24 protein-coding genes are annotated in these 24,244 nt (G+C 57.2%); 7 read left to right on the top strand and 17 right to left on the bottom strand.

Features of this window, described 5'->3' with window-relative positions:
* Positions 1-33: 33 nt before the first annotated feature.
* Positions 34-939, bottom strand: coding sequence for an O-acetylserine/cysteine exporter (gene eamA, locus LLF79_RS20845; RefSeq protein WP_123922421.1), 906 nt, complete (start codon positions 937-939; stop codon positions 34-36).
* A gap of 194 nt (positions 940-1,133) precedes the next feature.
* On the opposite strand from eamA, the gene ydeE reads away from it, so the two are divergent.
* Complete coding sequence (ydeE, locus tag LLF79_RS20840) at positions 1,134-2,327, top strand: efflux MFS transporter YdeE (RefSeq protein ID WP_023292430.1); 1,194 nt, start codon at positions 1,134-1,136, stop codon at positions 2,325-2,327.
* A 49-nt stretch (positions 2,328-2,376) separates the two neighbouring features.
* Here ydeE and zinT read toward each other — a convergent pair whose 3' ends face one another.
* From zinT to LLF79_RS20800, 8 genes are all read right to left on the bottom strand, one after another.
* On the bottom strand, positions 2,377-3,018 hold the full coding sequence (gene zinT, locus LLF79_RS20835; RefSeq protein WP_227880326.1) for a metal-binding protein ZinT: 642 nt from the start codon (positions 3,016-3,018) through the stop codon (positions 2,377-2,379).
* A 52-nt stretch (positions 3,019-3,070) separates the two neighbouring features.
* The gene (gene urtE / locus LLF79_RS20830; RefSeq protein WP_206804964.1) at positions 3,071-3,769 is read right to left on the bottom strand and encodes an urea ABC transporter ATP-binding subunit UrtE; all 699 of its coding nucleotides are present in this window, start codon (positions 3,767-3,769) and stop codon (positions 3,071-3,073) included.
* 9 nt (positions 3,770-3,778) lie between these two features.
* A complete protein-coding gene (gene urtD, locus LLF79_RS20825; RefSeq protein ID WP_008502243.1) occupies positions 3,779-4,576 on the bottom strand; it encodes an urea ABC transporter ATP-binding protein UrtD in 798 nt (265 codons plus the stop codon).
* Entirely contained in the window at positions 4,576-5,649 is a 1,074-nt protein-coding gene (urtC, locus tag LLF79_RS20820) for an urea ABC transporter permease subunit UrtC (protein WP_023344132.1), read from the bottom strand. The genes urtD and urtC overlap by 1 nt, the downstream gene beginning before the upstream one ends.
* Positions 5,649-7,223 (bottom strand): urea ABC transporter permease subunit UrtB, encoded by a 1,575-nt coding sequence (gene urtB / locus LLF79_RS20815; RefSeq protein WP_227880324.1) that lies wholly within the window; start codon positions 7,221-7,223, stop codon positions 5,649-5,651. Before urtB ends, urtC begins: the two co-directional genes overlap by 1 nt.
* A 24-nt stretch (positions 7,224-7,247) precedes the next feature.
* Positions 7,248-8,519: an urea ABC transporter substrate-binding protein gene (gene urtA / locus LLF79_RS20810; protein WP_008502246.1), complete on the bottom strand. Its 1,272-nt coding sequence runs from the start codon at positions 8,517-8,519 to the stop codon at positions 7,248-7,250.
* Between the two features lie 200 nt (positions 8,520-8,719).
* Positions 8,720-9,823, bottom strand: a complete 1,104-nt coding sequence (locus LLF79_RS20805) for a cobalamin-independent methionine synthase II family protein (RefSeq protein ID WP_032663532.1) — start codon at positions 9,821-9,823, stop codon at positions 8,720-8,722.
* Between the two features lie 156 nt (positions 9,824-9,979).
* Positions 9,980-10,393 carry a rhodanese-like domain-containing protein gene (locus LLF79_RS20800; protein WP_008502248.1) on the bottom strand — a complete coding sequence of 138 codons (414 nt, stop codon included), beginning with the start codon at positions 10,391-10,393 and terminating at the stop codon, positions 9,980-9,982.
* A gap of 73 nt (positions 10,394-10,466) precedes the next feature.
* Between LLF79_RS20800 and ftrA the strand changes: the two genes are divergently transcribed.
* Positions 10,467-11,474, top strand: coding sequence for a transcriptional regulator FtrA (ftrA, locus tag LLF79_RS20795; protein ID WP_227880323.1), 1,008 nt, complete (start codon positions 10,467-10,469; stop codon positions 11,472-11,474).
* A gap of 40 nt (positions 11,475-11,514) precedes the next feature.
* The gene (locus LLF79_RS20790) at positions 11,515-12,051 is read left to right on the top strand and encodes a dihydrofolate reductase family protein (protein WP_206804970.1); all 537 of its coding nucleotides are present in this window, start codon (positions 11,515-11,517) and stop codon (positions 12,049-12,051) included.
* 172 nt (positions 12,052-12,223) lie between these two features.
* Here LLF79_RS20790 and LLF79_RS20785 read toward each other — a convergent pair whose 3' ends face one another.
* Positions 12,224-12,586, bottom strand: a complete 363-nt coding sequence (locus tag LLF79_RS20785) for a hypothetical protein (RefSeq protein ID WP_039025083.1) — start codon at positions 12,584-12,586, stop codon at positions 12,224-12,226.
* 245 nt (positions 12,587-12,831) lie between these two features.
* Between LLF79_RS20785 and LLF79_RS20780 the strand changes: the two genes are divergently transcribed.
* Positions 12,832-13,062, top strand: a complete 231-nt coding sequence (locus LLF79_RS20780; protein WP_008502251.1) for a DUF2554 family protein — start codon at positions 12,832-12,834, stop codon at positions 13,060-13,062.
* On the opposite strand, the gene LLF79_RS20775 is transcribed toward LLF79_RS20780, so the two are convergent.
* On the bottom strand, positions 13,063-15,027 hold the full coding sequence (locus tag LLF79_RS20775) for a U32 family peptidase (RefSeq protein ID WP_025911165.1): 1,965 nt from the start codon (positions 15,025-15,027) through the stop codon (positions 13,063-13,065).
* Positions 15,028-15,107: 80 nt separating this feature from the next.
* Positions 15,108-15,635 carry a helix-turn-helix domain-containing protein gene (locus tag LLF79_RS20770; protein WP_008502254.1) on the bottom strand — a complete coding sequence of 176 codons (528 nt, stop codon included), beginning with the start codon at positions 15,633-15,635 and terminating at the stop codon, positions 15,108-15,110.
* Positions 15,636-15,724: 89 nt separating this feature from the next.
* Here LLF79_RS20770 and LLF79_RS20765 point away from each other — a divergent pair, with 89 nt between their 5' ends.
* The gene (locus tag LLF79_RS20765; RefSeq protein WP_227880320.1) at positions 15,725-16,891 is read left to right on the top strand and encodes a benzoate/H(+) symporter BenE family transporter; all 1,167 of its coding nucleotides are present in this window, start codon (positions 15,725-15,727) and stop codon (positions 16,889-16,891) included.
* On the opposite strand, the gene LLF79_RS20760 is transcribed toward LLF79_RS20765, so the two are convergent.
* A complete protein-coding gene (locus LLF79_RS20760) occupies positions 16,871-17,743 on the bottom strand; it encodes a helix-turn-helix transcriptional regulator (RefSeq protein WP_227880317.1) in 873 nt (290 codons plus the stop codon). The two genes, LLF79_RS20765 and LLF79_RS20760, sit on opposite strands and share 21 nt — an antisense overlap.
* 173 nt (positions 17,744-17,916) lie before the next feature.
* Between LLF79_RS20760 and LLF79_RS20755 the strand changes: the two genes are divergently transcribed.
* Positions 17,917-18,813 (top strand): DMT family transporter, encoded by an 897-nt coding sequence (locus LLF79_RS20755; protein ID WP_008502257.1) that lies wholly within the window; start codon positions 17,917-17,919, stop codon positions 18,811-18,813.
* A 34-nt stretch (positions 18,814-18,847) separates the two neighbouring features.
* On the opposite strand, the gene LLF79_RS20750 is transcribed toward LLF79_RS20755, so the two are convergent.
* Both LLF79_RS20750 and LLF79_RS20745 read right to left on the bottom strand, forming a co-directional pair.
* On the bottom strand, positions 18,848-19,522 hold the full coding sequence (locus LLF79_RS20750) for a DUF3313 domain-containing protein (RefSeq protein ID WP_008502258.1): 675 nt from the start codon (positions 19,520-19,522) through the stop codon (positions 18,848-18,850).
* A 135-nt stretch (positions 19,523-19,657) separates the two neighbouring features.
* The gene (locus LLF79_RS20745; protein WP_055321927.1) at positions 19,658-21,253 is read right to left on the bottom strand and encodes an ABC transporter substrate-binding protein; all 1,596 of its coding nucleotides are present in this window, start codon (positions 21,251-21,253) and stop codon (positions 19,658-19,660) included.
* 111 nt (positions 21,254-21,364) lie between these two features.
* Here LLF79_RS20745 and pepT point away from each other — a divergent pair, with 111 nt between their 5' ends.
* Positions 21,365-22,594, top strand: a complete 1,230-nt coding sequence (pepT, locus tag LLF79_RS20740; protein ID WP_227880315.1) for a peptidase T — start codon at positions 21,365-21,367, stop codon at positions 22,592-22,594.
* On the opposite strand, the gene tehB is transcribed toward pepT, so the two are convergent.
* Entirely contained in the window at positions 22,591-23,184 is a 594-nt protein-coding gene (gene tehB / locus LLF79_RS20735) for a tellurite resistance methyltransferase TehB (RefSeq protein WP_227880313.1), read from the bottom strand. The two genes, pepT and tehB, sit on opposite strands and share 4 nt — an antisense overlap.
* Complete coding sequence (gene tehA, locus LLF79_RS20730) at positions 23,184-24,185, bottom strand: dicarboxylate transporter/tellurite-resistance protein TehA (RefSeq protein ID WP_135346293.1); 1,002 nt, start codon at positions 24,183-24,185, stop codon at positions 23,184-23,186. Before tehA ends, tehB begins: the two co-directional genes overlap by 1 nt.
* Between the last annotated feature and the right edge of the window lie 59 nt (positions 24,186-24,244).

The raw sequence follows: 24,244 nt of genomic DNA, 5'->3' as shown, positions 1-24,244 counted from the left end.
TTCGTTTTTGCCCCGCAGATGCGGGGCTTTTTTTTATGCCTTTTCGCTTACCCGCGTCGTCCGACGCACCCGCAGACCAAACACGTTAATGTACAGCCCGGCCATGATCAGCACGGCACCGAACAGCTGCAGCGCGCTTAGCGTTTCATCCAGCAATATCGCCGCACTGGCAAGCCCTACCACCGGCACCAGCAGGGATAACGGCGCAACGCGCCAGGTCTCATAACGCCCCAGCAGTGATCCCCAGATCCCGTAGCCCACAATGGTGGCGACAAAGGCCAGATAGACGAGAGACAGGATCGTGGTCATATCGATGTTGACCAGACTGTTCAGCATCACCGCCGGACCGTCCAGAATACTCGACACCAGCAGAAACGGGATAACCGGGATCAGTGCGCTCCACACCACCAGCGACATCACCGCCGGGCGCGCCTCGTGCTGCATGATCAGCTTGTTGAAGATATTTCCGCAGGCCCAGCTCAGCCCCGCCGCCAGCGTCAGCATAAACCCGAGCAGCGCCACGTGCTGACCATTCAGGCTGGCCTCGATCAGCACCAGTACGCCAAACACCGCCAGCGTGATCCCCGCCAGCTGTTTGCCCTGCAGGCGCTCGCCAAACACAAACGCCCCGAGAATAATGGTAAAGAACGCCTGCGCCTGTAACACCAGCGAGGCCAGACCGGCCGGCATACCGAACTTGATGGCGCAAAAGAGAAACGCGAACTGGCCAAAGCTGATGGTCAGACCGTAGCCCAGCAGCAGTTTAAAGGGGATCTTTGGACGCGCCACAAAGAAGATGGCCGGGAAAGCGACCAGCATAAAACGTAAGCCGGCCAGCATCAGCGGCGGCATGTTGTGCAGCCCCAGCTTAATGACCACAAAATTGAGCCCCCATACTACGACCACCAGCAGTGCCAGCAGCCCGTCTTTCCGCGTCATATCCCGCCCCTGAATTATTAATAATTTGTTAACACTTCAAGGTAACAGAAAAAAGTGCGTCACGAGAAGATCATTATTTCTGGCAGGCAGCTGAAGCACTTAGGGATAAATCGGGTGCTATACAAGCCCCTTATGTCATGGTAATCCTGTTAACACACATCGAATAAAAGCATAAGCAACTGTCGGGCAGGAATATGAAACCATCTCTCAGGCGCTCAACCGCAGCGCTGCTGGCATCGTCATTGTTATTAACCATCGGTCGAGGGGCAACGCTGCCGTTTATGACCATCTATCTCACGCGCGTCTACAGCATGAGCGTCGAGAATATTGGTTATGCCCTGACCGTGGCGCTGACCATTGGCGTGGTATTCAGCCTGGGATTTGGCATTCTGGCCGATAAGTTTGATAAAAAACGCTACATGCTGATCGCGATTGTGGCGTTTATCGCCGGATTTGTGGCGATCCCGCTGGTCAATAACGTCACGCTGGTGGTGCTGTTCTTTGCGCTGATCAACTGCGCCTACTCCGTCTTTTCGACGGTGCTGAAAGCCTGGTTCTCCGACGTGCTCACCTCCAGCCAGAAGGCGCGGGTCTTCTCGCTGAACTACAGCTTCCTGAACATTGGCTGGACGGTCGGCCCGCCGATTGGCACCCTGCTGGTGATGTACAGCCTGCAGCTGCCGTTCTGGCTGGCAGCCTTCTGTGCCGCCCTGCCGCTGGGTTTTATCCACTTCTTTGTACAGAAAAGCGTGGCGTTAGATACCGCCGAGGAGAAGACGCCGTGGCAGCCGTCGGTCTTGCTGAAAGACCGCGCGCTGTTCTGGTACACGCTCTCTGGCCTGCTGGCGTCGTACGTGGGCGGGTCGTTCGCGAGCTGTATTTCGCAATACGTTCTGGCCGCACATGCGGACAGCGATTTCGCCGAAAAGGTGGTCGCCGTGGTACTGCCCGTCAACGCCGCCGTGGTGGTAACGCTGCAATATGCGCTGGGCCGCAAAATCTCAGCCAGCAATATCCGCCCGCTGATGTCCCTCGCCACCCTGTTTTTTATCGTGGGGCTGGGCGGCTTTATGCTCTCCGGCGAGAATCTGGTTTACTGGGGCATCGCTGCCGCCATCTTTACGTTGGGTGAGATTATCTATGCCCCGGGTGAATACATGCTGATTGACAACATTGCGCCACCGGGAATGAAGGCGAGCTATTTCTCTGCGCAGGCGCTGGGCTGGCTCGGCGCGGCGGCAAACCCGATGATCACCGGTATCATCCTGACCAACCTGCCACACTGGTCGTTGTTTGTGATTATGATGGCCGCGATTATTGTGGCGTGGCTGATGATTTTGCGCGGGATGAGCGTGAAGGCATGGTGCGAGTCACCCAAAGCGGCGTAGCAAATGTAGGCCGGGTAAGGCGAAGCCGCCACCCGGCAAAAGCAAAAACCTAGTGGTGCAACATCTCCTCTACCACCTGCTCTTTATACATCTCGTTCGGATAATAGGTCGGCCAGTTATCCATCTCTTTCAGCAGCGCCTCGTGGGAGGTATTGCCCATGAAAATATGGAAGTGCGAAGAGGCCTTCGGTCCGATGGTATGGTCGCTGAACTGGACGAACTTCGGCGCCTTGCTGCCGGCGTCCTTGCACTCAAAGAGATAGCGCACGCCTTTCTTGCCTGACGCGTAGGTCAGAATTTTGTAGCCGCTGTAATCATACTGGCAGCGGCTGACCGCTTTCCCCTGATGGAACTCCATCACGTTATTTTCGATGCCGATGGCATCCACGTCCGTCGCATAACCCGTGCGGTAGTAGGCTTTCACCTCATCAAAGGATTTGCTTTTATCCTTCTGCGCTTTCTGCTTAAAGACCGGATCCAGCGAACCATCGAGCAGGAACGGATAGACCGACTGCCAGGTGCCGTCCCAGTCAGACAGCGCTCTGTCCTTCACGTCTTTATCCTCAAATACGCCGTTCGCCGCTTTCTGTTCTGCTTCGGTCATCTGGTGGCCGTGCGAGTGAGCAAACAGCTGGCCGCTGACCAGCAGCGCCCCCAGAGTCATGGCAAGTTTCCCAATATGTGCAGCCAAAGTAACGCCCTCATTCCGTTTTATAAGAATGAAGATGTTATATTATAACATTTCAGATCGCAACCAGCCCGCGAACGCCCTCCTGCTCCATATTTTCACCCCGCCCGCGCTGAATAATAGTGCCGCGGGACATCAGCAAATAGCTGTCGGCCAGCTCGGCGGCAAAGTCGTAAAACTGCTCAACAAGCAGGATCGCCATGTCGCCTCTGTTTGCCAGGGTGCGGATCACGTGGCCGATCTCTTTAATAACGGAAGGCTGTATGCCTTCGGTCGGTTCATCCAGGATAAGCAGCCGCGGACGACTCGCCAGCGCGCGACCAATCGCCAGCTGCTGCTGCTGCCCACCCGAGAGATCGCCCCCGCGACGGTGCTTCATCTCTTTGAGCACCGGGAACAGCTGCCAGATCTCCTCCGGCACCTGCTTCGCCTCGCGGGCGGAAAACCGCGATTGCCCCAGCAGGAGATTCTCCTCCACGGTCAGGCGCGGAAAAATCTCGCGTCCCTGCGGGACATACGCCACGCCAGACTGCACCCGCTGGTGCGGTTTGCTGTGGGTAATCGTTTTCCCCTGCCAGATGACCTCCCCGGTTTTCGCCGGGATCAGCCCCATCAGACACTTCAGCAGCGTGGTTTTCCCCACGCCGTTGCGCCCCAGCAGGCAGGTGACTTCGCCGGTGATGGCCTCAAAGCTCACGCCGCGCAGGATATGGCTGCCGCCGTAATACTGATTCAGTTCGTTGACCTGTAGCATTCCCTCTCCTTAACGTCCCAGATAGACCTCAATCACCTGCTCGTTGGCCTGAACTTCGCGAAGCGACCCTTCCGCGAGCACCCGCCCCTGATGCAGCACCGTCACGTGGTCGGCAATCGTTTCAACAAAGCCCATATCGTGCTCCACCACCATCAGGGAGTGCTTGCCCGCCAGCGTTTTGAACAGCTCTGCGGTGTATTCCGTTTCCGCGTCGGTCATTCCGGCGGCGGGTTCATCCAGCAGCAGCAGATGCGGGTCCTGCACCAGCAGCATGCCGATCTCCAGGAACTGTTTCTGTCCGTGGGAAAGCAGCCCGGCCCGTCGGTCGCGCTCCGCGCTAAGGCGCAGCAAAACCAGCATCTCGTCAATGCGGTCACGCTGCTCGCCGTTGAGTTTTGCCCGCAGGCTCGCCCAGACGGATTTATCCGTTTTCATGGCGATCTCCAGGTTTTCCCACACCGTCAGCGCCTCAAAGACCGTGGGCTTCTGGAATTTACGCCCGATGCCCTGGCGGGCGATGGCCGCAGGCTCCAGCGCGGTCAGGTCGATGGACTGATCGTAAATCGCCCTGCCGCTCTTTGGCCGCGTTTTGCCGGTGATGACGTCCATCAGCGTGGTTTTACCCGCACCGTTGGGGCCAATCACGCAGCGCAGCTCGCCCACGCCGATATTCAGCGAGAGATCGGTCAGGGCCTGAAAACCATCAAAATTGACGTTAATGGATTCAAGCTGAAGTACAGGGTCAGTCTGGTCCCGGTAGCGATCGCCGGGCAGCTGGCGGGTAAATAATCCTTCCGTTGGCTGCATTATTTCTCTCCCTTACGCAACAGACCGTAGACGCCGCCCGGCAAGAACAGCGTGACGGCGATAAAAATCAGCCCCAGAAACAGCTGCCAGTACTCCGGCATCGCGACGGTGAAGAAACTCTTCGCCCCGTTCACCAGCGCCGCGCCAATCACCGGCCCCACCAGCGTGCCGCGCCCGCCCAGCGCCACCCAGATGGCGGCCTCTATCGAGTTCGTCGGCGACATTTCACCGGGGTTAATAATGCCGACCTGTGGGACGTAAAGCGCCCCCGCCAGACCGCACAGCACGGCAGAAAGCGTCCACACCAGCAGCTTGAACCCGCGCGGATCGTAGCCGCAAAAGGTCAGGCGGTTTTCTGCGTCGCGCACGGCGGTCAGGATGCGGCCAAACTTGCTCTTCGCCAGCGCAAACCCGGTGCCCAGGGCCAGAAGCAGCAACAGCACGGTCGCCAGGAACAGCGCGATGCGGGTGGTCGTTTCCGTTACCGAAAACCCGAGCAGCGTGGTAAAACCGGTAAAGCCGTTATTGCCGCCAAACCCGGTTTCGTTGCGAAAGAACAGCAGCATCCCGGCATAGGTCAGCGCCTGGGTCATAATCGAGAAATAGACCCCTTTGATCTTCGAGCGGAAGGCAAACCAGCCAAACACCAGCGCCAGCAGGCCCGGCACCAGCACAATCAGCACCAGCGCCCAGGCAAAGTGCTGGGTGCCCCACCAGAACCAGGGCAGCTCACTCCAGGAGAGAAACGACATGAACGCGGGGAGACCGTCACCTGACGCCTGGCGCATCAGGTACATGCCCATCGCGTAGCCGCCCAGGGCGAAGAAGAGGCCGTGCCCAAGGGACAGCATGCCGGCATAGCCCCACACCAGATCCAGCGCCACCGCCACGATGGCATAGCAGAGGATTTTGCCAATCAGCGTCAGCATCCAGGTCGACAGCGCCAGCGGATGCGTCGCAGGCAGTAAGGCGAAAAACGGCAGTATCAGCAAACACACCACCAGCAGGCTGCCCGCTATCTGCGTGGTGCGTGGCGCTTTGCGCGCCAGCGTTAAGGTCAGCGGCTGGCTCATCAGTCAATCACCCTCCCTTTCAGCGCAAACAGTCCCTGCGGGCGTTTCTGAATAAACAGCACGATCGCCACCAGAATCACGATCTTGCCCAGCACCGCCCCCATCTGGGGTTCAAGGATTTTATTAAAGATCCCCAGCCCAAACGCCGCGGCCACGCTGCCTGCCAGCTGGCCTACGCCTCCGAGCACCACCACAAGGAAGGAGTCGATGATATAGCCCTGGCCCAGCTCAGGCCCGACGTTACCGAGCTGCGATAGCGCCACGCCGCCTAACCCCGCAATCCCGGAGCCAAGCCCAAACGCCAGCATATCGACGCGCCCTGTCGGTACCCCGCAGCAGGCGGCCATGCTGCGGTTTTGCGTCACCGCCCGCACGTTAAGCCCCAGACGGGTTTTATTCAGAATGAGCCAGGTAAAGAACAGCACCAGCAGCACGAAGCCCAGCACCACGATGCGGTTCCACGGCAGCGTCAGGTTGGCAAAAACCTGCACCCCGCCGGAGAGCCATGCCGGGTTCGCCACCTCCAGGTTCTGGGCGCCAAAGGTCATGCGCACCAGCTGGATAAGCATCAGGCTGATGCCCCACGTCGCCAGCAGCGTTTCCAGCGGACGACCGTACAGATGACGGATCACCGTGCGCTCCAGCACCATTCCAATGCCCGCCGTCAGGCAGAACGCGACCGGCAGCGCGATAACGGGATAGAGCGCCAGCCACTGGGGCGCAAGCCCGGCCATCGCCTGCTGCACCATCCAGGTCGCATATGCCCCCAGCATCAGCATCTCGCCGTGGGCCATATTAATCACGCCCAGCAGGCCGTAGGTGATAGCCAGCCCCAGCGCGGCCAGCAGCAGCACCGACCCAAGGGACAGCCCCATAAACGCCTGGCCCAGCAGGTCGCCCCACATCAGGCGGTGCTGGATCTGGCTAAGACTCTCTTCTGCGGCCGCGCGCACCGCGCTATCCGGCTCCGTCTGTGGCAGGGTAAACGGGGTAAGCCTGGACTGCACGTCCGGATCGTCTGACTGGCCTAACAATTCGACGGCCTTGCGGCGCACTTCCGGCTGCGGGCTGGCGAGCTGGAGATTCGCGACCGCCAGCAGCAGCGCCTGACGCGCCACGGCGTCCGTCTCATCGTTCACACGCTTTTCCAGAAAAGCGAGCATCCCGGGCTGAGCATCGCGCTGCAGCTGACGCGCCGCCGCCCGTCTTTCGGTGACACTGTCACTCATCAGCTGATGCGTGGCGATGGCGGTTGCTGCCAGCACGCGCAGCCGGTTCGTCAGGCGCACGGCTTTGGTTGGGCCCTCTGCCGTCTGACTGTCCCCCAGCGGGATGACGTTGCCATCGCGTTGTGCAAAGGCGTGCTTTTGCGTATCGACGTAGAGATTTTCCTTTTGTAGCGCCTCAAGGAGCGGCAGTCTTGACGCATCCGGCGCGGCGGCCCACTGCGTCAACAAATCCGCCTGCTGGCTGCGGCTGGCGGCAACAAAACGATCGGCATCCGATGCCTGCACCATCCCTGGCAGCAGTCCGGAAAGCCATACAAGAGCGATGAACAGGCGCATGGCGTTCATGACGTTTCTCCCTGCGGTGATGGCTTAGTTGCTGGCGGTTTTCATCGGCTGGTCGGGCTTTTTATCATTCCCGGCGATGAACGGACTCCACGGCTGGGCGCGTACCGGCTGTTCGGTCTGCCACACCACGTTAAACTGACCGTTGCCCTCGATTTCACCGATCATGACCGGCTTGTGCAGATGGTGGTTGGTGGCATCCATGGTGAGCGTAAAGCCTGACGGCGCCTTAAAGGACTGACCGGCCATCGCCGCACGCACTTTGTCCACATCGGTAGTGCCCGCTTTTTCCACCGCCTGCGCCCACATGTGAATACCCACGTAGGTGGCTTCCATCGGATCGTTAGTTACGACGGTATCGGCGTTCGGCAGCTTGTGCGCCTTCGCATAGGCTTTGTAATCCGCTACAAACGCCTGGTTAGTCGGGTTATCCACGGACTCAAAGTAGTTCCAGGCTGCCAGGTTACCCACCAGCGGTTTGGTGTCGATCCCGCGCAGCTCTTCTTCACCCACGGAGAACGCCACCACCGGCACGTCCGTCGCCTTCAGCCCCTGGTTAGCCAGCTCTTTGTAGAACGGCACGTTAGAATCACCGTTGATGGTCGACACCACGGCAGTTTTGCCGCCCGCGGAGAATTTTTTAATGTTGGCGACGATGGTCTGGTAGTCGCTATGGCCAAACGGGGTATAAACCTCTTCGATGTCCTTATCCTCCACCCCTTTCGAATGCAGGAACGCGCGCAGGATCTTGTTGGTGGTGCGCGGATAGACGTAATCGGTTCCCAGCAGGAAGAAGCGTTTCGCCGCGCCGCCGTCTTCGCTCATCAGGTATTCCACCGCCGGGATGGCCTGCTGATTCGGCGCCGCGCCGGTATAGAAGACGTTTGGCGACATTTCCTCGCCCTCATACTGCACCGGATAGAACAGCAGGCCGTTCAGCTCCTCGAAAACCGGCAGTACGGATTTGCGCGACACCGACGTCCAGCAGCCAAATACCACCGCCACTTTATCCTGGCTCAGCAGCTGACGGGCCTTCTCGGCAAACAGCGGCCAGTTTGAGGCCGGATCCACCACCACCGGCTCCAGCTTCTTGCCCAGCACGCCGCCTTTGGCGTTGATCTCATCGATGGTCATCAGCGCGACGTCTTTCAGCGGGGTTTCAGAGATGGCCATGGTGCCGGACAGCGAATGCATGATCCCCACCTTGATGGTATCGGCCGCCTGCGCGCCAAAACTCATCCCCATCGCCACGACGGACGCGGATAACGCAAAAGCTTTTAATAAGGTACGACGCTGCATATTTTCACTCCTGAAAAAGAACGCTGTGCGAAAACGTCCGGTACGGCGTGGACGCGGAAAAAAAGTGTCAGCGAAGCAGGAGCAAAAAGAGTGCCAGAATGGAGATAGCGCTATTTCTGGGAGGGGAACGCCGGATGTAAAGAGAACGACTCAGAATGGTACAGCGCTGCACTTTTATAATGCAGCGCCGTATAACGGGGTTACCAGACTTCGCTGGCGATCTGCGTGACCAGCCGGACTTTGTCCCACTGCTGGGCTTCGCTCAGGCTGTTGCCCTCTTCGGTCGAGGCAAAACCACACTGCGGGCTAAGGCAAATCTGCTCTTTCGCCACGTATTTCGCCGCCTCTTCGAGACGGGCTTTAATTCCCTCCGGATTCTCCAGCTCGCCGTTTTTTGTAGTGATAAGACCCAACACCACCTGCTGTTTGCCCGGGCGAACAAAGCGCAGGGGCGCGAAATCCCCGCTGCGGTCGTTATCATATTCGAGGAAGAAGGCGTCAACGTTGACCGTTCCGAACAGCACTTCCGCTACCGGCTCGTAGCCGCCTTCGGAAATCCAGGTGGAACGGAAATTGCCGCGACAGACGTGCAGTCCGATGGTCAGATCGTCCGGCTTGCCCTCCAGCGCCTTGTTCAGCACGCGGGCATAGATGCGCGCCAGCTCATCGGCGTCGTCGCCGCGCTCGCGGATCTGACGGCGCTGGTCGTCCGAACAGAGATAGGCCCAGACGGTGTCATCCAGCTGCAGATAACGGCAGCCCGCGTCGTAGAAGGCCCGGATGGCATCGCGCCACGTGGTCGCCAGGTCATCAAAATAGACGTCAAGGTCCGGATACACGGTCGCATCAATGTCTTTGCGACCGCCGCGGAAGTGCAGCACGCTTGGGCTCGGAATGGTCATTTTTGGCTGGGCGTTACCGCTGATGCTTTTCAGATAGCGGAAATCGTCCAGCATCGGGTGCTCGCCAAAGCCCAGCTTGCCGGTGACGCGCACGCCGTGGGCTTTGGTTTGCACGCCGTTAAACTGGATGCCCTGCTCGGAATCGTAACGCTCAACGCCCTGAAGACCGTCGAAGAAGTCGAAGTGCCACCAGGCACGACGAAACTCACCGTCGGTCACCACATGCAGGCCGCACGCACACTGCTGCTCGACGACGTGGCGAATGGCCTCGTCCTCCACCGCGCGAAGCTGCCCGGCATCAATCTCACCGCTGGCAAATTTCAGGCGAGCCTGCTTGATGGCATCCGGGCGTAAAAAACTGCCGACTACGTCGGCGCGGTACGGGGCGTGGTGTCGTTGCATGGCAATCTCCTCAGTCTGCCGGCGATAATTGCCCGCAGTGATAATTCATTATTCGAAGCTTTAGACTTCTGGATGTCTAAATGTCCAAAAACAATGTCATACCTCACCGGTGCCGGCAAACGAGAAAATTTCACGTATGTTGAAAAAAATTCATCTTCACAGCGCGGCGACGGACGCCTCGCTGGCAAACGCGTAGCGTTCATCTTCCCAGCCGGTGATCCCACCGAGCATGATTTTGACCGGCAGCCCGAGACGCGCCAGCTTCAGCGCCGCCCTGTCCGCGCCGTTACAGTGCGGCCCTGCGCAGTAGACGACAAACAGCGTCCCTTCAGGCCATTGGGCCATGCGCTCAGCGGTCATCTGGCTCCACGGCATATGCAGAGCGCCCGGCACATGGCGACGGGCAAACTGCTCCGGGCTCCCCACCACGTGCAGCAAAACAAAGTCCTGCTCGTTATGCGTGATGGCATGATGCACATCGGCGCAGTCGGTTTCGACGCTCAGGCGACGCAGAAAATGGGTAACGGCTTCCTGCGGTTCGGCAGCCGGAAATTCAGTAACATAGCTCATGATCCTTCCTCATCTTTGGCGTTTGTGTTAACACTACTCTATCCACAAATTCAGCTCATGAATGCGCTCGCTTATGCCAGAAAACAGCAAAAAGATGACAACGTTAAGACAGATTGCCCGCCCGAAGGTGGTGGTGCTGGCGTATGACGGTCTGTGTACCTTTGAGTTTGGGGTGGCGGTGGAAATCTTCGGCCTGCCGCGGCCCGAGCTGGGCGACGACTGGTATCGTTTTGCCGTGGCAAGCGTTGATAAGGGTGAGCTTCGGGCGACAGGCGGGATCCGCATCATTACCGATGGCGATCTCTCCCTGCTTGCGTCTGCCGATCTGATCGTGGTGCCGGGCTGGCGGGGGGTGGACTCGCCGGTTCCGGACGCGCTCTGCAACGCATTACGTCAGGCCAGCGCGCGGAGCTGTCAGCTACTCTCCATCTGCTCGGGCGTATTTGTGCTGGCCGCCTCGGGGCTGCTCAACGGACGCAAAGCCACGACGCACTGGCGCTACATTGAGACGCTTAAAGCCCGCTACCCTGACATCGACGTGGTCGAGGATGTGCTCTACCAGGACGAAGGCGAGATCCTGACTTCCGCAGGCAGCGCGGCGGGGATCGATCTCTGTTTGCACGTCGTGCGTCGGGATTTCGGGATGGAAACCGCCAACAGCGTGGCGAGGCGGCTTGTCATTCCCCCTCACCGGGATGGATCTCAGCCGCAACAGCTGAGCCGCCCGGTGGCGCAGCTGCGGGAAAGCCAGCGCCTCGGTCAGCTGTTTGATTTTCTGCACACGCATCTTACCGAGCCGCACAGCGTCGACTCGCTGGCGCGTCGTGTCGGTATGAGTCAGCGCACGTTTCTGCGTCGCTTCGAAGCGGCAACGGGAACGACGCCTGCCCGCTGGTTACTCAATGAGCGCCTGCTGCGGGCGAAAGATTATCTGGAAAGCAGTCGTTTAAGCATCGACAGCATCGCGGAACAGACCGGGTTTGGTCAGGCATCGACGCTGCGTCATCATTTTCGCCAGCAGTTCGCGATTTCCCCGGCCCAGTACCGTAAACAATTTTCTCATGCCGGTACTGCCCGCTGAGGCGTCAGTCTTTTGGTTTCGCTGGAATACGGAGAACCTGATGGTCACCACACACGTTTTTATCGCAACCAGTCTTGATGGCTACATCGCCCGACACAATGATGATATCGACTGGCTGCTGCAGCGCGATGACCCGAATGAGGATCATGGCTACACGGCGTTCATCGCGGACAAAGACTGGATCGTGATGGGCCGGGGGAGCTATGAGAAGGTGCGGACCTTTGAGACATGGCCTTATGACCGGCCCGTGCTGGTGCTCTCCCGACAGCTGGTCGACACGCCCGTACCCGACGCGCTGAGGGGCAAAGTACAGTTTTCCGGCCGCACGCCAAAGGAGGTGCTCGACGATCTGGCGATACAGAACGCCCGTCGCGTCTATCTCGATGGTGGGCAAGTCATACAGTCGTTCCTGAGAGAAGGACTGGTGGCCGATATGGTGATCACAACCGTTCCTGTCCTGCTCGGTTCGGGAAAATCGCTGTTTGGCGCCCTTCCCGGGGATATCGATTTGACGCTGGTCTCCAGCCGCTGCTTCCCCTCGGGTCTGGTGCAGTCGCACTATCGGGTGACGCCATAACCCCACGGCCAACACCGCTACGTTATGCGCAAAAAAAACCGCCAAAAAATGGCGGTAAATGCTTGCATGGATAGATTTGTATTTTGGTCTCTACGTCCCGACACTCCATGGCCGGGCTGCGGATCCCATACAACCTAACACTCGTTGTCTTAACGAAGGTTAAACAGTTTTATTAACCTGCATGGGTATTGATCTGCAAATAACGCATAAGCCCCTGTTCAGCGCTCTGTTTTGCATCATCATTAATGGCTTCAAGATAAAAGGATCGCGCTACGCCATAAGGTGCCTTTTCAGAAGGAAACACCGCAAACTGGAATGTTTTTCCTCCCTCTTGATGAGTACAATCTAATTCCCAGCGCAGATCGTTAACTTTTTTGCTGCCGCAGGCAACAAGGCCATAGTCGCTGGTTAAATAAGAACCAACGCGAATCTCTGCTGATTGAATATATTCTGGTTCGTCATTAGCTGCATAACGAATTCCCACAACAGCCCCGATCGCAACCGCCAGAAGCGCAAGCGCTATTATTTTTTTCATTTTGTAATGACCCATTCCTTAGCCAGGGATTCTCTATTATATAGGATTTATCCTTAATGCAAATATCCAACTCTGGACCAGAAATGGGACGTTTACCATACGTATATGTACTTTAGGAAAAGTCTTAATCCTTATTATGAACGTACATTATTTGACATTCTCTTTGCGCTAGTTTGAATAGTTGAATAATAACAATAATAAATAATCGGCATCATTAAGCCGCAACGTTATTCGGCGGTGACCTCATGGTTAAAAAAGGTTTATCTCTCGTGATGCTTATCTGTGCCCTCTTTTCAGGCCAGCTTATGGCCGGGCACAAAGGACATGAATATCTGTGGGTAAAGAATGTGGATCATCAGCTGCGTCATGAAGCCGATAGCGATGAATTGCGAAGCGCGGCGGAGGAGTCGGCGGAGGGTTTGCGCGAACACCACCTGTGGCAGAAATCGCGCAAACCGGACACGCACGTTCGGTAGTTAGCTGCCCTTGCGTTTTGGCAGGGTTTTCATCAGATCGTCCGGGCTGACGGACGCCACAATACTGCCGGGCTGCGGCATTTTGAAGATGTGGTTTTTCATCTTGCCAATCACATGCATTTCGCACGGACGGCAGTCAAATTTGAGGGTCAGCACTTCGTCACCGTTTACGAGCTGCATAGGCGTGGCCTTCCAGCTCTTGATGTTGCCTTTCGCCTGCTTAGGACACAGGTTAAACGCGAAACGAAGGCAGTGCTTGGTGATCATCACCGGCACATCGCCCTTCTCTTCATGCGCCTCATAAGCCGCGTCGATCAGCTGCACGCCGTGGCGATGATAGAATTCACGCGCTTTATGGTTGTAGACGTTGGCGAGGAAGGATAAATGCGTATCCGGGTAGACGGGCGCAGGAACGGTTTCTGCTTTACGGCTAGCGCGCGGGTAGTTCGCCAGGCGCGCGTCATCCAGCATCTCGGCGGTTTCACGGCGGAACTGGTTGAGTAAACTGTTCGGCACAAAGAGGGCATCCGGCAGATTGACCTCAACGTTGCGGGCGTAGTAAATCGTCTGCCCCAGCTTCGCGACGCCATCCTTCAGGCTGTTGCGCGCTTTCTCCGCGTTGTTTGCCACCTCGAACAGGCCATCAAGCGTATGCGTTACGCTGATGCCGTCTTCACAGGTCATGGTCAGAATCAGCTGCTCTTCCCAGCCGCCCAGTTCAATATCCACCGCGATACGACGTTCGCTGGAGGTTTTCAGCAGCGCCTGCTGCCAGTTATGATCGAGGTTACGGTTAAGCGCCGCGTTCGGCCGCGCCTTGTAGAGATCGGCCGGCATTTCATTCGGCCATACGCGGTAGCGGTTCTCACCGGTTTTCTCCACCGTGTTGGCGCGGAAGCCCACGACCTCACGCTTAATCATCACGTTAAGGCCATCGCCGTTCGCCAGCGGCTCCGTCACCGCAACATCAAGGTGATCTTTCGCCACTTTCAGCACTTCACCCACCGGCAAACCGATAAACTTCGGTGAGTCAAACGCGCCGATATCCCCTTTACGGGCATTCACGAAATAGTCCGTGCTGCCGCGGTGGAACGTTTTGTCCGTCGACGGAATAAAGAAATGCTCGGTACGACCGGCCGACGCGCGCGCCAGGTCACCGCGATCTTCGATGATGGCGTCCAGCATCTGGCGATAGTGCGCGGTGATGTTCTTCACGTAGCTCATATCTTTATAGCGCCCTTCAATCTTGAAGGAACGCACACCCGCGTCGATCAGCGCGCCCAGGTTGGCGGTCTGGTCGTTATCCTTCATCGAGAGCAGGTGTTTTTCAAATGCCACCACGCGGCCCTGGTCGTCTTTCAGGGTATACGGCAGACGGCAGGCCTGAGAGCAGTCGCCGCGATTGGCGCTGCGGCCCGTCTGCGCGTGCGAAATGTTGCACTGGCCGGAATAGGCCACGCACAGCGCGCCGTGGATGAAGAATTCAATCGTCGCGTCTGTCGCCTGGTGAATATCGCGGATTTGATTCAGGTTCAGCTCGCGGGCCAGAACGATCTGCGAAAAGCCGACGTCGGAGAGGAACTTCGCCTTCTCTACCGTGCGGATATCACACTGGGTACTGGCGTGCAGCTCAATGGGCGGAATATCCAGCTCCAGCACGCCCATATCCTGAACGATCAGGGCATCCACCCCGGCCTGATAGAGATCGGTAATCAGACGTTGCGCAGGCTCCAGCTCATCATCATGAAGAATGGTGTTCAGGGTGACGAACACCTTCGCCCCGAAACGGTGGGCGAACGGCACCAGTTCAGCAATATCGCTCAGGCTGTTGCTGGCGTTATGGCGGGCACCGAAGCCCGGGCCGCCAATGTAGACGGCGTCTGCGCCATGAAGGATCGCTTCACGGGCAATGGCGGCGTCACGGGCCGGGCTTAAAAGTTCAAGATGATGGGATTGCAGGCGCATACTTCGTCGTTATCCGTTATGGTCAAAATGGCGGCTATTGTAGTCAGAAGTCTGCGCCAGCGAAACAGTTTTGCGTAGCCTCAGCGGGGATAATGAATGAGGGAATGAAAATGCACCGTCCGGTCGCTGCTGTTGCGGTAGGCGTGCGGTTTATCGCCGGCAAAACGGACGCCGGAATCGGCAGAAATCGTCTGCCATTTGCCCTCGAGCTTCATCTCCAGCTCGCCGCTGACCACCACCACATGTTCAATCACCCCCGCCTCATGCGGCGTGGATTCACTCAGGGCGCCGGGGGCCAGGGTAATGGAGAAATAATCAAACCGGAGCGCCTCGTCCCACGGAAAGAGCGGCTTGACGACCATCGCCTGCTGCTGCGGGTCAAACACCGCCTGCCGGTCCGCCTCCGGTGTGATGAAGGCGGAAAACGGCACGTTCAGTCCCGTGGCAATTTTCCACAGCGTCGACACCGTGGGGCTGGATTCATTTCGCTCAATTTGCCCGAGCATGGCCTTTGATACGCCGGTTTCGTCCGCCAGCTTCGACAGGCTCCAGCCCCGTGCCTGGCGTAATGTTTTCAGTGTTGCTGCAAGGTGTTGTGTGATGTCCATATTTCCTCCTGACGACGAGCATACCACTTGTACGCTATAACGCACAGTGTTACCTTACCCAGGACGTTATAACGCACAATGGAGTTTTCATGCGCCCTTCCTCTCATCTTGTTCCGGTCGTACTGGCTGGATTTGTCGCCGTTCTGGTGGGTTACGCCAGCTCGGCCGCCATCATCTGGCAGGCCGCCGCCGCGGCTGGCGCCAGCGCGCAGCAGATCGCAGGCTGGATGACCGCGCTGGGGATTGGGATGGGCGTCAGCACGCTGGTGCTTTCCTGGTGGTACAAAGCGCCCGTGCTGACCGCCTGGTCGACGCCCGGCGCGGCGCTGCTCGCCACCAGCCTGCACGGCGTCACGCTGGCGGAAACCATCGGCGTGTTCATCTTTGCCAACGCGCTAATTTTGCTCTGCGGCATCACCGGGCTTTTCGCCCGTCTGATGACGCTGATCCCCCATTCGCTTGCTGCCGCCATGCTCGCCGGGGTACTGCTGCAGTTTGGCCTGCACGCGTTTGCGCATCTTGAGGGGCACTTTCTGCTGTGCGGCAGCATGATTGCGGCATGGCTGATCGCAAAAGCGCTGTCGCCGCGCTATGCCATCGTGGTCACGCTGCTGGTGGGCGGTATCGTGGCCTGGGCCGGTGGTGACGTTGTCACGGATAAGCTCACCCTTTCTCTGGTGATGCCCGACTTTATTGCGCCAGACTTCACCTTCACCAGCCTGGTGAGTATTGGCTTTCCCTTCTTCCTCGTGACCATGGCCTCGCAAAATGCGCCGGGTTTCGCCACCATGAAAGCCTCCGGCTACCCGCTGGCGGCCTCACCGCTCATCATCGTGACGGGTGGACTGGCGCTGCTGTTTTCTCCGTTTGGCGTCTTTTCTATCTGCATTGCGGCCATTACCGCCGCCATTTGTCAAAGCCCGGATGCACATCCGGACGCGGATAAACGCTGGCTGGCAGCCATCGCAGCCGGCGGGTTTTATCTGCTGGCGGGGATTTTCGGTGGCTCCATTACCGGGCTGATGGCCGCCCTGCCGCTCAGCTGGATCCAGACGCTCGCCGGTCTGGCGCTGCTTGGCACCATTAGCGGGAGTTTATACCAGGCGCTGAGTCACGAAGCGGAGCGCGACGCGGCCATCGTCACGTTTCTGACGACCGCAAGCGGCGTCACGATCCTGGGCATCGGTTCGGCGTTCTGGGGGCTGGTGCTGGGCGGGGTATGTTACGCCCTGTTTTCACGCGCTCGCCGCGCGTAGCTGCGACGGCGTCATGCCCGTCGCGCTGCGAAAGCGGTTGCTGAAGTGGCTGGCGGAGTTAAACCCGCAGGCCAGCGCAATGTCCGTCAGTGGAATGGAGGTATGCTGCACCAGCTCTTTCGCTTTGACCATTCGCCTGTGCATCACGTACTGGTGCGGTGCCAGCCCCGTCGACTGGCGGAACATGCGGGCAAAATGGTATTCGCTGAGGGCAGCCTGCGCCGCCAGCTCGGCCAGCGTCAGGGGCTGCCCCAGGTTCTCTTCGATAAAGGCCAGAACGTTGCGCAGAACAAACGGCGATAACCCGCCGGTGACGACCGGCAGCTTCCACTGCACGTTTGAGTAGTTTTGCAGCAGATGGGTCAGCAGCAGCGTGGAGGCCGTGCTCAGGGTAAGCTGGTTGGCGTGCTGCTGCCAGTCACAGCCCAGTAAAAACTGGCGATACAGCGTGGTGATCTTCGGGTCGCTGCCAAAAATACGCTCGTCCAGGGTCAGCGAAAGCGGCCGCTTATCCCAGATTTTTTCTCCCACGTCGCGCAGGTGTTCATCGGTGCAGTAGAGATGCACAAACGACAGGTCATCGCGGATATCCCACGTCGATTCGCTCTCTTTGGGCATCAGGCAGAAACGGTCCGGCCCCCCGCCGTTCTTCCAGCCGCCCGGCGTTTTTTGATAGCTTTCGTAGCCGTCCGCCACGTACAGGCTGAGGGTATGATGGTTGCTCTTTACGGTGATCGTGTCGTGCTTGTTGTACCACGCGGCGAGCTGGATACCCGAATTCAGCGAGACGGTTTCCCGCAGGACTGCATTCTGTTGGCAAAGCGTTTCAAAGGTATCGTAAGCGTGAGACATAACCGTTAGCGCGTGAAGAATTGGAATATCAGTCTAAGAAGAGTTGCCGCCCGTTGCCAGTCCCTCCAGAAGAAAAAAGCGCAAGATTTTGCAAGTCTGCCGCAAGCGGGTGAAAGCCCGTTACGCATCTCAGCGTCATACTGCGGGCTTCCGCGGTGTAAGAAGAGACAACTATGAACGCATTATTATACGGACTCGTGGTCATTATCTGGGGAACCACCTGGATTGCGATTTTCCTGCAGCAGGGCCCCGTCGCGGCGCCGGTGTCCATTTTCTGGCGCTTCGCCGTCGCCAGCCTCACCATGATGGTGGTGTTACTCGCCCTGCGTCGCCTGCGCACGCTGGCGCTTCGGGATCATCTTTTTTGCCTGCTTCAGGGATGCTGTGTTTTCTGCTTTAACTTCTGGTGTTTTTACACGGCAGCGGCACATATCAATACCGGGCTGGAGTCGGTGATCTTCTCCATGGCGGTACTCTATAACGCCATTAACAGCTTTATTTTCTTCGGACAGCGCCCGCCCGCGCGTTTCTGGACGGCGGCGGCGCTGGGGCTGGTCGGGATTGTCACCCTCTTCTGGGACGATCTGCTGGCCAGCGGCTGGAGCGCGTCACTCCTGACGGGCATTGGCCTTTCCGCACTCGGCACGTATGGGTTCTCGCTGGGTAATATGATCAGCATGCGCCATCAGCGCAGAGGCCTGGAAACCATGACCACCAACGCCTGGGCGATGCTCTATGGCACGCTGGTGATGGGCTGCATTGCGCTGTTCAGAGGCGATAGCTTTGTACCGGAATGGACGGTGAGCTATCTCGGCGCGCTGGTGTATCTGGCCCTGTTTGGCTCGGTGATTGCGTTTGGCGCCTACTTCACGCTGGTGGGACGTATTGGCCCGGGCAAAGCGGCCTACAGCACGCTGCTCTTCCCGCTGGTGGCGCTCTCCATCTCCACGGTGTATGAAGGCTACGTCTGGCATGTCAACGGTATCGTGGGATTAGTGCTGATTCTGGGAGGAAATATGGTGATGTTTACCAAACCGGAAACCTGGTTCAGACGCTTACGAATGGCATAAATAAAAAGGCCTGCATTACGCAGGCCGTTTTATTTTATTTCGCGGTCTTTTTCACATCAAACATGGTGGCGTCCGTCGCCATGTCATCAACAACCTGCTTCAGCGTCGCAAAGGTCATTGGTGTGTTTTCGTTATTCAGCTCTTTACCTTCGCCTTTACGTACCACCTTCATAACCGGTTTGTTGGTGGCCGCATCGATCAGCTCGCCTTCAAAGAAGAGATGCGTATCCATGGTGCGGTGTCCGGTTGCCATCTGCGTCCCGGCAACCACCAGCGCAACAGGCACCACTTCATAGAACTGCAGCCCCTCTTTCTGCGAACTCACCCCGGTAATCGCGCCACGGAAAATCAGGCTGTGTTTACCCGGCGTGGTGACAACTGGCTTACGCGTACCAATCGCCGTTTTCATTTTGTTATTGGTGTAATTCAACAACTCATCAAGCGTTTTTTGCCCAATTTGCGTGGTGGGTTTTGGCGTTGGATAATAGGTAATTGGCGTCCAGAGAATGCTGTCGTAATTGGCTTCGTTATACGAAGGATCGACCCAACGCAGCGTTGGTTTTCCCGTCGCCGAGGTCGTTTGCTGCAAGCCTGAATAATCTTTTAAAAAGCCGGAGTATTGTTCCGGAGCGGCGACTTTTGAAGAACAGCCCGCCAACGCCAACAGACCAGTAAGCACTGCAACTTTAAAAAAAGTTTGAGTACGCATGATAGTTTTCCATGTTATCTGCAAGTATGCATTTGAAGTTATAGCAAAAGTCTGGCGGGTTTGTTGTGACAAAAAATGATGCCGGGAGCACAAATTGCAAAAAGATTGCCCGGACGCATGCCGGGCAGTGAAAAATTACTGATTTATATCCACTTGCCAGAACAGATGTTTGCCAAACGGGTCGATTTCATAGCCCTTCACCTCCTTGCGCACCGGTTCGAAAATCGTTGAATGCGCAATCATCACCGCAGGCATCTGGTCATGCATCATCTGCTGAGCCTGTTTATACAGCGCCACCCGTTTATCATGATCGGTTATCGATTTGGCTTCAGCAATGATCTGATCAAACGGCTTATAGCACCATTTCGCCGAATTTGAGCCACCGTTCGCCGAGGTGCAGGTAAACAGCGGACCAAAGAAGTTGTCAGGATCGCCCGTTGCGGTCGTCCAGCCCATCAGCGCGGCCTGATGTTCCCCGCCCTTCACACGCTTAAGGTATTCGCCCCACTCGTAGGTAACGATTTTGGTCTGTACGCCAATTTTCGCCCAGTCCGCCTGAATCATCTCCGCCATGCGTTTCGCATTCGGGTTATAGGGCCGCTGGACCGGCATCGCCCATAAATCGATGCTGACGCCGCTGGCAAAGCCGGCCTCTTTCAGCAGCGCTTTGGCTTTTTCAGGATCGTAGTCGTAATCCTTAAGCTCGCTGTCGGCGCTCCAGACGCCAGGCGGCAGCAGGTTCTTCGCCGCCGTTCCGGTACCGTGGAACACCGCGTCAATAATGGCCGGTTTGTTGATGGCCATCGCCAGCGCCTGACGGACCTTCACGTTATCCAGCGGCGGCTTCTGCGTGTTGAACGCCAGGAAGCCGGTATTCAGTCCGGCTTTGCTCATCAGGTTGATATCTTTATTGGCCTTCATGCGCGGCAGATCGGCCGGGTTCGGGAACGGCATCACCTGACATTCGTTCTTCTCAATTTTGGCAAAACGCACGGAGGCATCCGGGGTGATGCTAAACACCAGCCTGTCCAGCTTCGATTTCCCCTGCCAGTAGTCGGCAAACGCCGTGAACAGGATCCGGGAATCCTTCTGATACTGCGCCAGCTTAAACGGCCCGGTGCCAATGGGCTCCATATCCACCTTCTCCGGCGTGCCCGCTTTCAGCATCGCGTCAGCATACTCCGCCGAAAGGATTGAGGCAAAATACCAGGCCAGATCGGCGACAAACGGCGCTTCCGGGTGCGCCAGGGTAAAGCGCACGGTGTGGTCATCGACTTTATCAATGGCGGTTATCAGGCTGCCGAACTCCAGGCTTTCGAAGTTGGAGTAGCTGCCGTTAGAGACGTTGTGGTAGGGATGATTCACGTCTTTCTGGCGCATAAACGAGAAAATCACGTCGTCGGCGTTAAAGTCGCGGGTCGGCGTGAAGGATTTATTGCTCTGGAACTTCACGCCCTGACGCAGATGGAAGGTGTAAACCTTGCCGTCGTCGCTCACCTCCCAGCGCTCCGCCAGGCTCGGCACCAGCTCCGTGGTGCCGGGTTTGAAATCGACCAGACGGTTATAGACCGGCACGGCGCTGGCATCGACGCTGGTTCCCGAGGTGTAAAGCTGAGGGTTAAAGTTTTCCGGCGATCCTTCGGAGCAATACACCAGCGTTTTTGCAGCGACGGCGGAACTGACCGTGAGTGCCGCGAGCGCCAGCGCTATAGTTGTGAGTTTGCTTGTCATCATTTATTCCTGTCTTTTTAATTCGACGGCTAATTAATTCTTTTGCCATTTCATAAATAACATTAAAGTAATGTGGCAAACACCTGAAAAATAAATAAGGAATAAATCACTATGGGCTCGCCGCTTTCCAGACAATTAACGCACCGTTTTTTCCGCTATCTCGCGATCACCAGCCAGAGCGATCCCAAAGTCAAAACTCTGCCCTCAACGCCGGGCCAGCACGACATGGCGCGCGAGCTGGCGCAGGAGCTGGCACAGCTGGGGTTAGACGACATTGTGATTGATGAATTCGCCACGGTGACGGCGGTTAAAAAAGGCAACGTGCCCGGTGCGCCGCGCATCGGCTTTATTACCCATATTGATACCGTCGACGTGGGACTTTCACCGGATATTCATCCACAAATATTAACGTTTACCGGTGAAGATCTCTGTCTGAATAAAGAGAAAGACATCTGGCTACGGGTAAACGAGCATCCCGAAATTCTGGCTTATCCGAACGAGGAGATTATTTTCAGCGACGGTACCAGCGTATTGGGCGCCGATAATAAATCGGCGGTCACGGTGGTCATGACGGTGCTGGAAAACCTGACGGCGGAGCACCGGCATGGCGATATCGTCGTGGCGTTTGTGCCTGACGAAGAGATCGGCCTGAACGGTGCCAAGGCGCTCGATCTAAAGCGCTTCGACGTCGACTTTGCCTGGACCATTGACTGCTGCGAGCTCGGTGAGATTGTCTACGAGAACTTTAATGCGGCAGCCGCGGAAATCCGTTTTACCGGCGTGACGGCGCACCCGATGTCCGCCAAAGGCGTGCTGGTGAATCCCCTGCTGATGGCGACTGATTACATCAGCCATTTTGACCGCCAGCAAACGCCCGAGTGCACCGAGGGACGTGAAGGCTATATCTGGTTTAACGGCATTCAGGCAGGACAGAACGAGGCCGTTCTTAAGGCCAATATCCGCGACTTTGACAAGGAGCGCTTTGCCGCGCGCAAGCAGCAGATTGCCGACGTGGCCGCGCTGATTGCCGCCCAATATCCGACGGCCAAAGTGGACTATCGCATTGAAGATACCTACAGCAATATCAGCAATGCGATTGGCGAAGACCGACGCGCCATCGATCTGATGTTCGAGGCGATGGAATCGCTCGGCATCACGCCGAAACCGACGCCGATGCGCGGCGGCACCGACGGCGCGGCGCTCTCGGCTAAAGGGCTACTCACCCCGAACTTCTTCACCGGGGCGCATAACTTCCACTCGAAGTTTGAATTCCTGCCGCTGTCGTCGTTTGAGGCGTCTTATAAGACTGCCCTGCAGATCTGCCTGCTGGCCGCCCGTTAAGCGGGCTTGCGTGCCAGCATCGTGGCAAAGCGCAGCTTGATGCGGTTGCCGTTTTCATCGGTGCGGTGCAGTTCGCCAACGTCTTCGTTGTATTTGAGCAACTGCCAGCCTTCATAGTAGTTGCTCAGCTCACCGCTCCTGAACGCAAACGGGAAGCCGACCGTGCAGGGGTAGTCTGCCGTATCCATGGCGGCAACGATCAGGTTGTAACCGCCCGGCGTCGTGCAGCGCTGCATATTGGCGATAAGGCCCGGGATGGTTTTTGCCTCCAGGAACATCAGCACCACGGTAGAGAGAATAAAATCGTACTGGCCGTCAAAGCTCAGGTTGTTCAGATCCTTAATCGCGGTATGCAGATTAGCGAACCCTTCTTCCGCCTTGATGCGCTCGATATTGTCGATGCTCATCGGGTTCTTGTCCCACGCGGTGACATCGTAGCCGTTGGCTGCAAGATAAAGGCTGTTACGGCCGTTGCCGCAGCCCAGATCCAGCGTTTTACCGGGTTTCACGATCTCCGCGCTGTACAGCACTTCTGAATGGGTACGCGTTAAGCCATATTTCTCAGTGAAGTAATTCTCATCGACGGTCATTATTGTTCCTCGGATTGCATAAGCTGCGCTTTATCAGCACGAACCAGAAGTTTGCCCTGAAGCAGCAGAATCAATGTACGCACCAACAGCCACCCAATAATCGCGTTGGTGAAGATAAACAGCGGCACGGCAATGGCGTGAAAAAAGCCCGTCGGACTGCTTTGTCCCAGATGCAGACCCGTGGTTGCCAGGGCCGATACGCCAAAGGAAAAACTCCAGAATGAGGCATTGAACGGCTGGGACAAATACCATGGCATCAGGCGGAGCATAAATAGCAGCTGCAGCAGACCATAGCCGAACAGCATTTTCGCAAACGTATCCGCCTGACCGCCATTTACGCTGAACCAGGCGCTACATGCCACCAGCGCGGGCGCCAGTTGAATACCCAATGAAGTACGCAGTGCGGAGGGCAGTTCTCCTGCACTACGAAGACGCTGAAGAATAACCGGTTCCAGGCTGAGCCAGGAAAAGACGCCCGCGCCAAGGAAGACTAACCCTGCATCGTTGAAGCCCAGGGCACCGCATGCCATCGCGCTGATAAAATTATTCGCCACCGTAGGCAGATATAATCCAGGCGTGGTCGCCTCTTGCGGATGTTTCCCGCGCCATAACCCGGCGCTTTGCCAGGCGGAGTATGCAAGCTGCACCACCACGCCAATGCCAAACAATGCCAGTGACACCGCGCGACACCAGGGGACAAAGCCGATGGCGACCAGCATCGTGGTGGCCGGGAAAAGGCTGACAAAACTGCTCATCACCGGGTGTCGCATCTCTGCCAGCACGCTGCGGGGGAAACGGATCGCGCGCGTCACAAACGCGACCGTTAAAAGAAACCAGCATATCACCGCAAGGGCTACGAGGCCCTCACCCGGCCAACGCGTCACTGGCCAGAGGGTGCTGGCGTATCGCCAGGCGAAACCCATCCCGATGATGCCAAGCACCATGCCAAAATACCCTGCGGGCAAGTTAAGTACCTGTTTGGGTTTGTTAAATTTATTCATTAATTTTAATTTTTAAAATGTATTTTAAATGCCATTTTAAGCGGTTTCTGCAGCGGATG

Source organism: Enterobacter cloacae complex sp. 2021EL-01169 (assembly GCF_020733125.1).
Lineage (GTDB): Bacteria > Pseudomonadota > Gammaproteobacteria > Enterobacterales > Enterobacteriaceae > Enterobacter > Enterobacter roggenkampii.
This window is presented reverse-complemented; position numbering and strand designations above follow the sequence as displayed.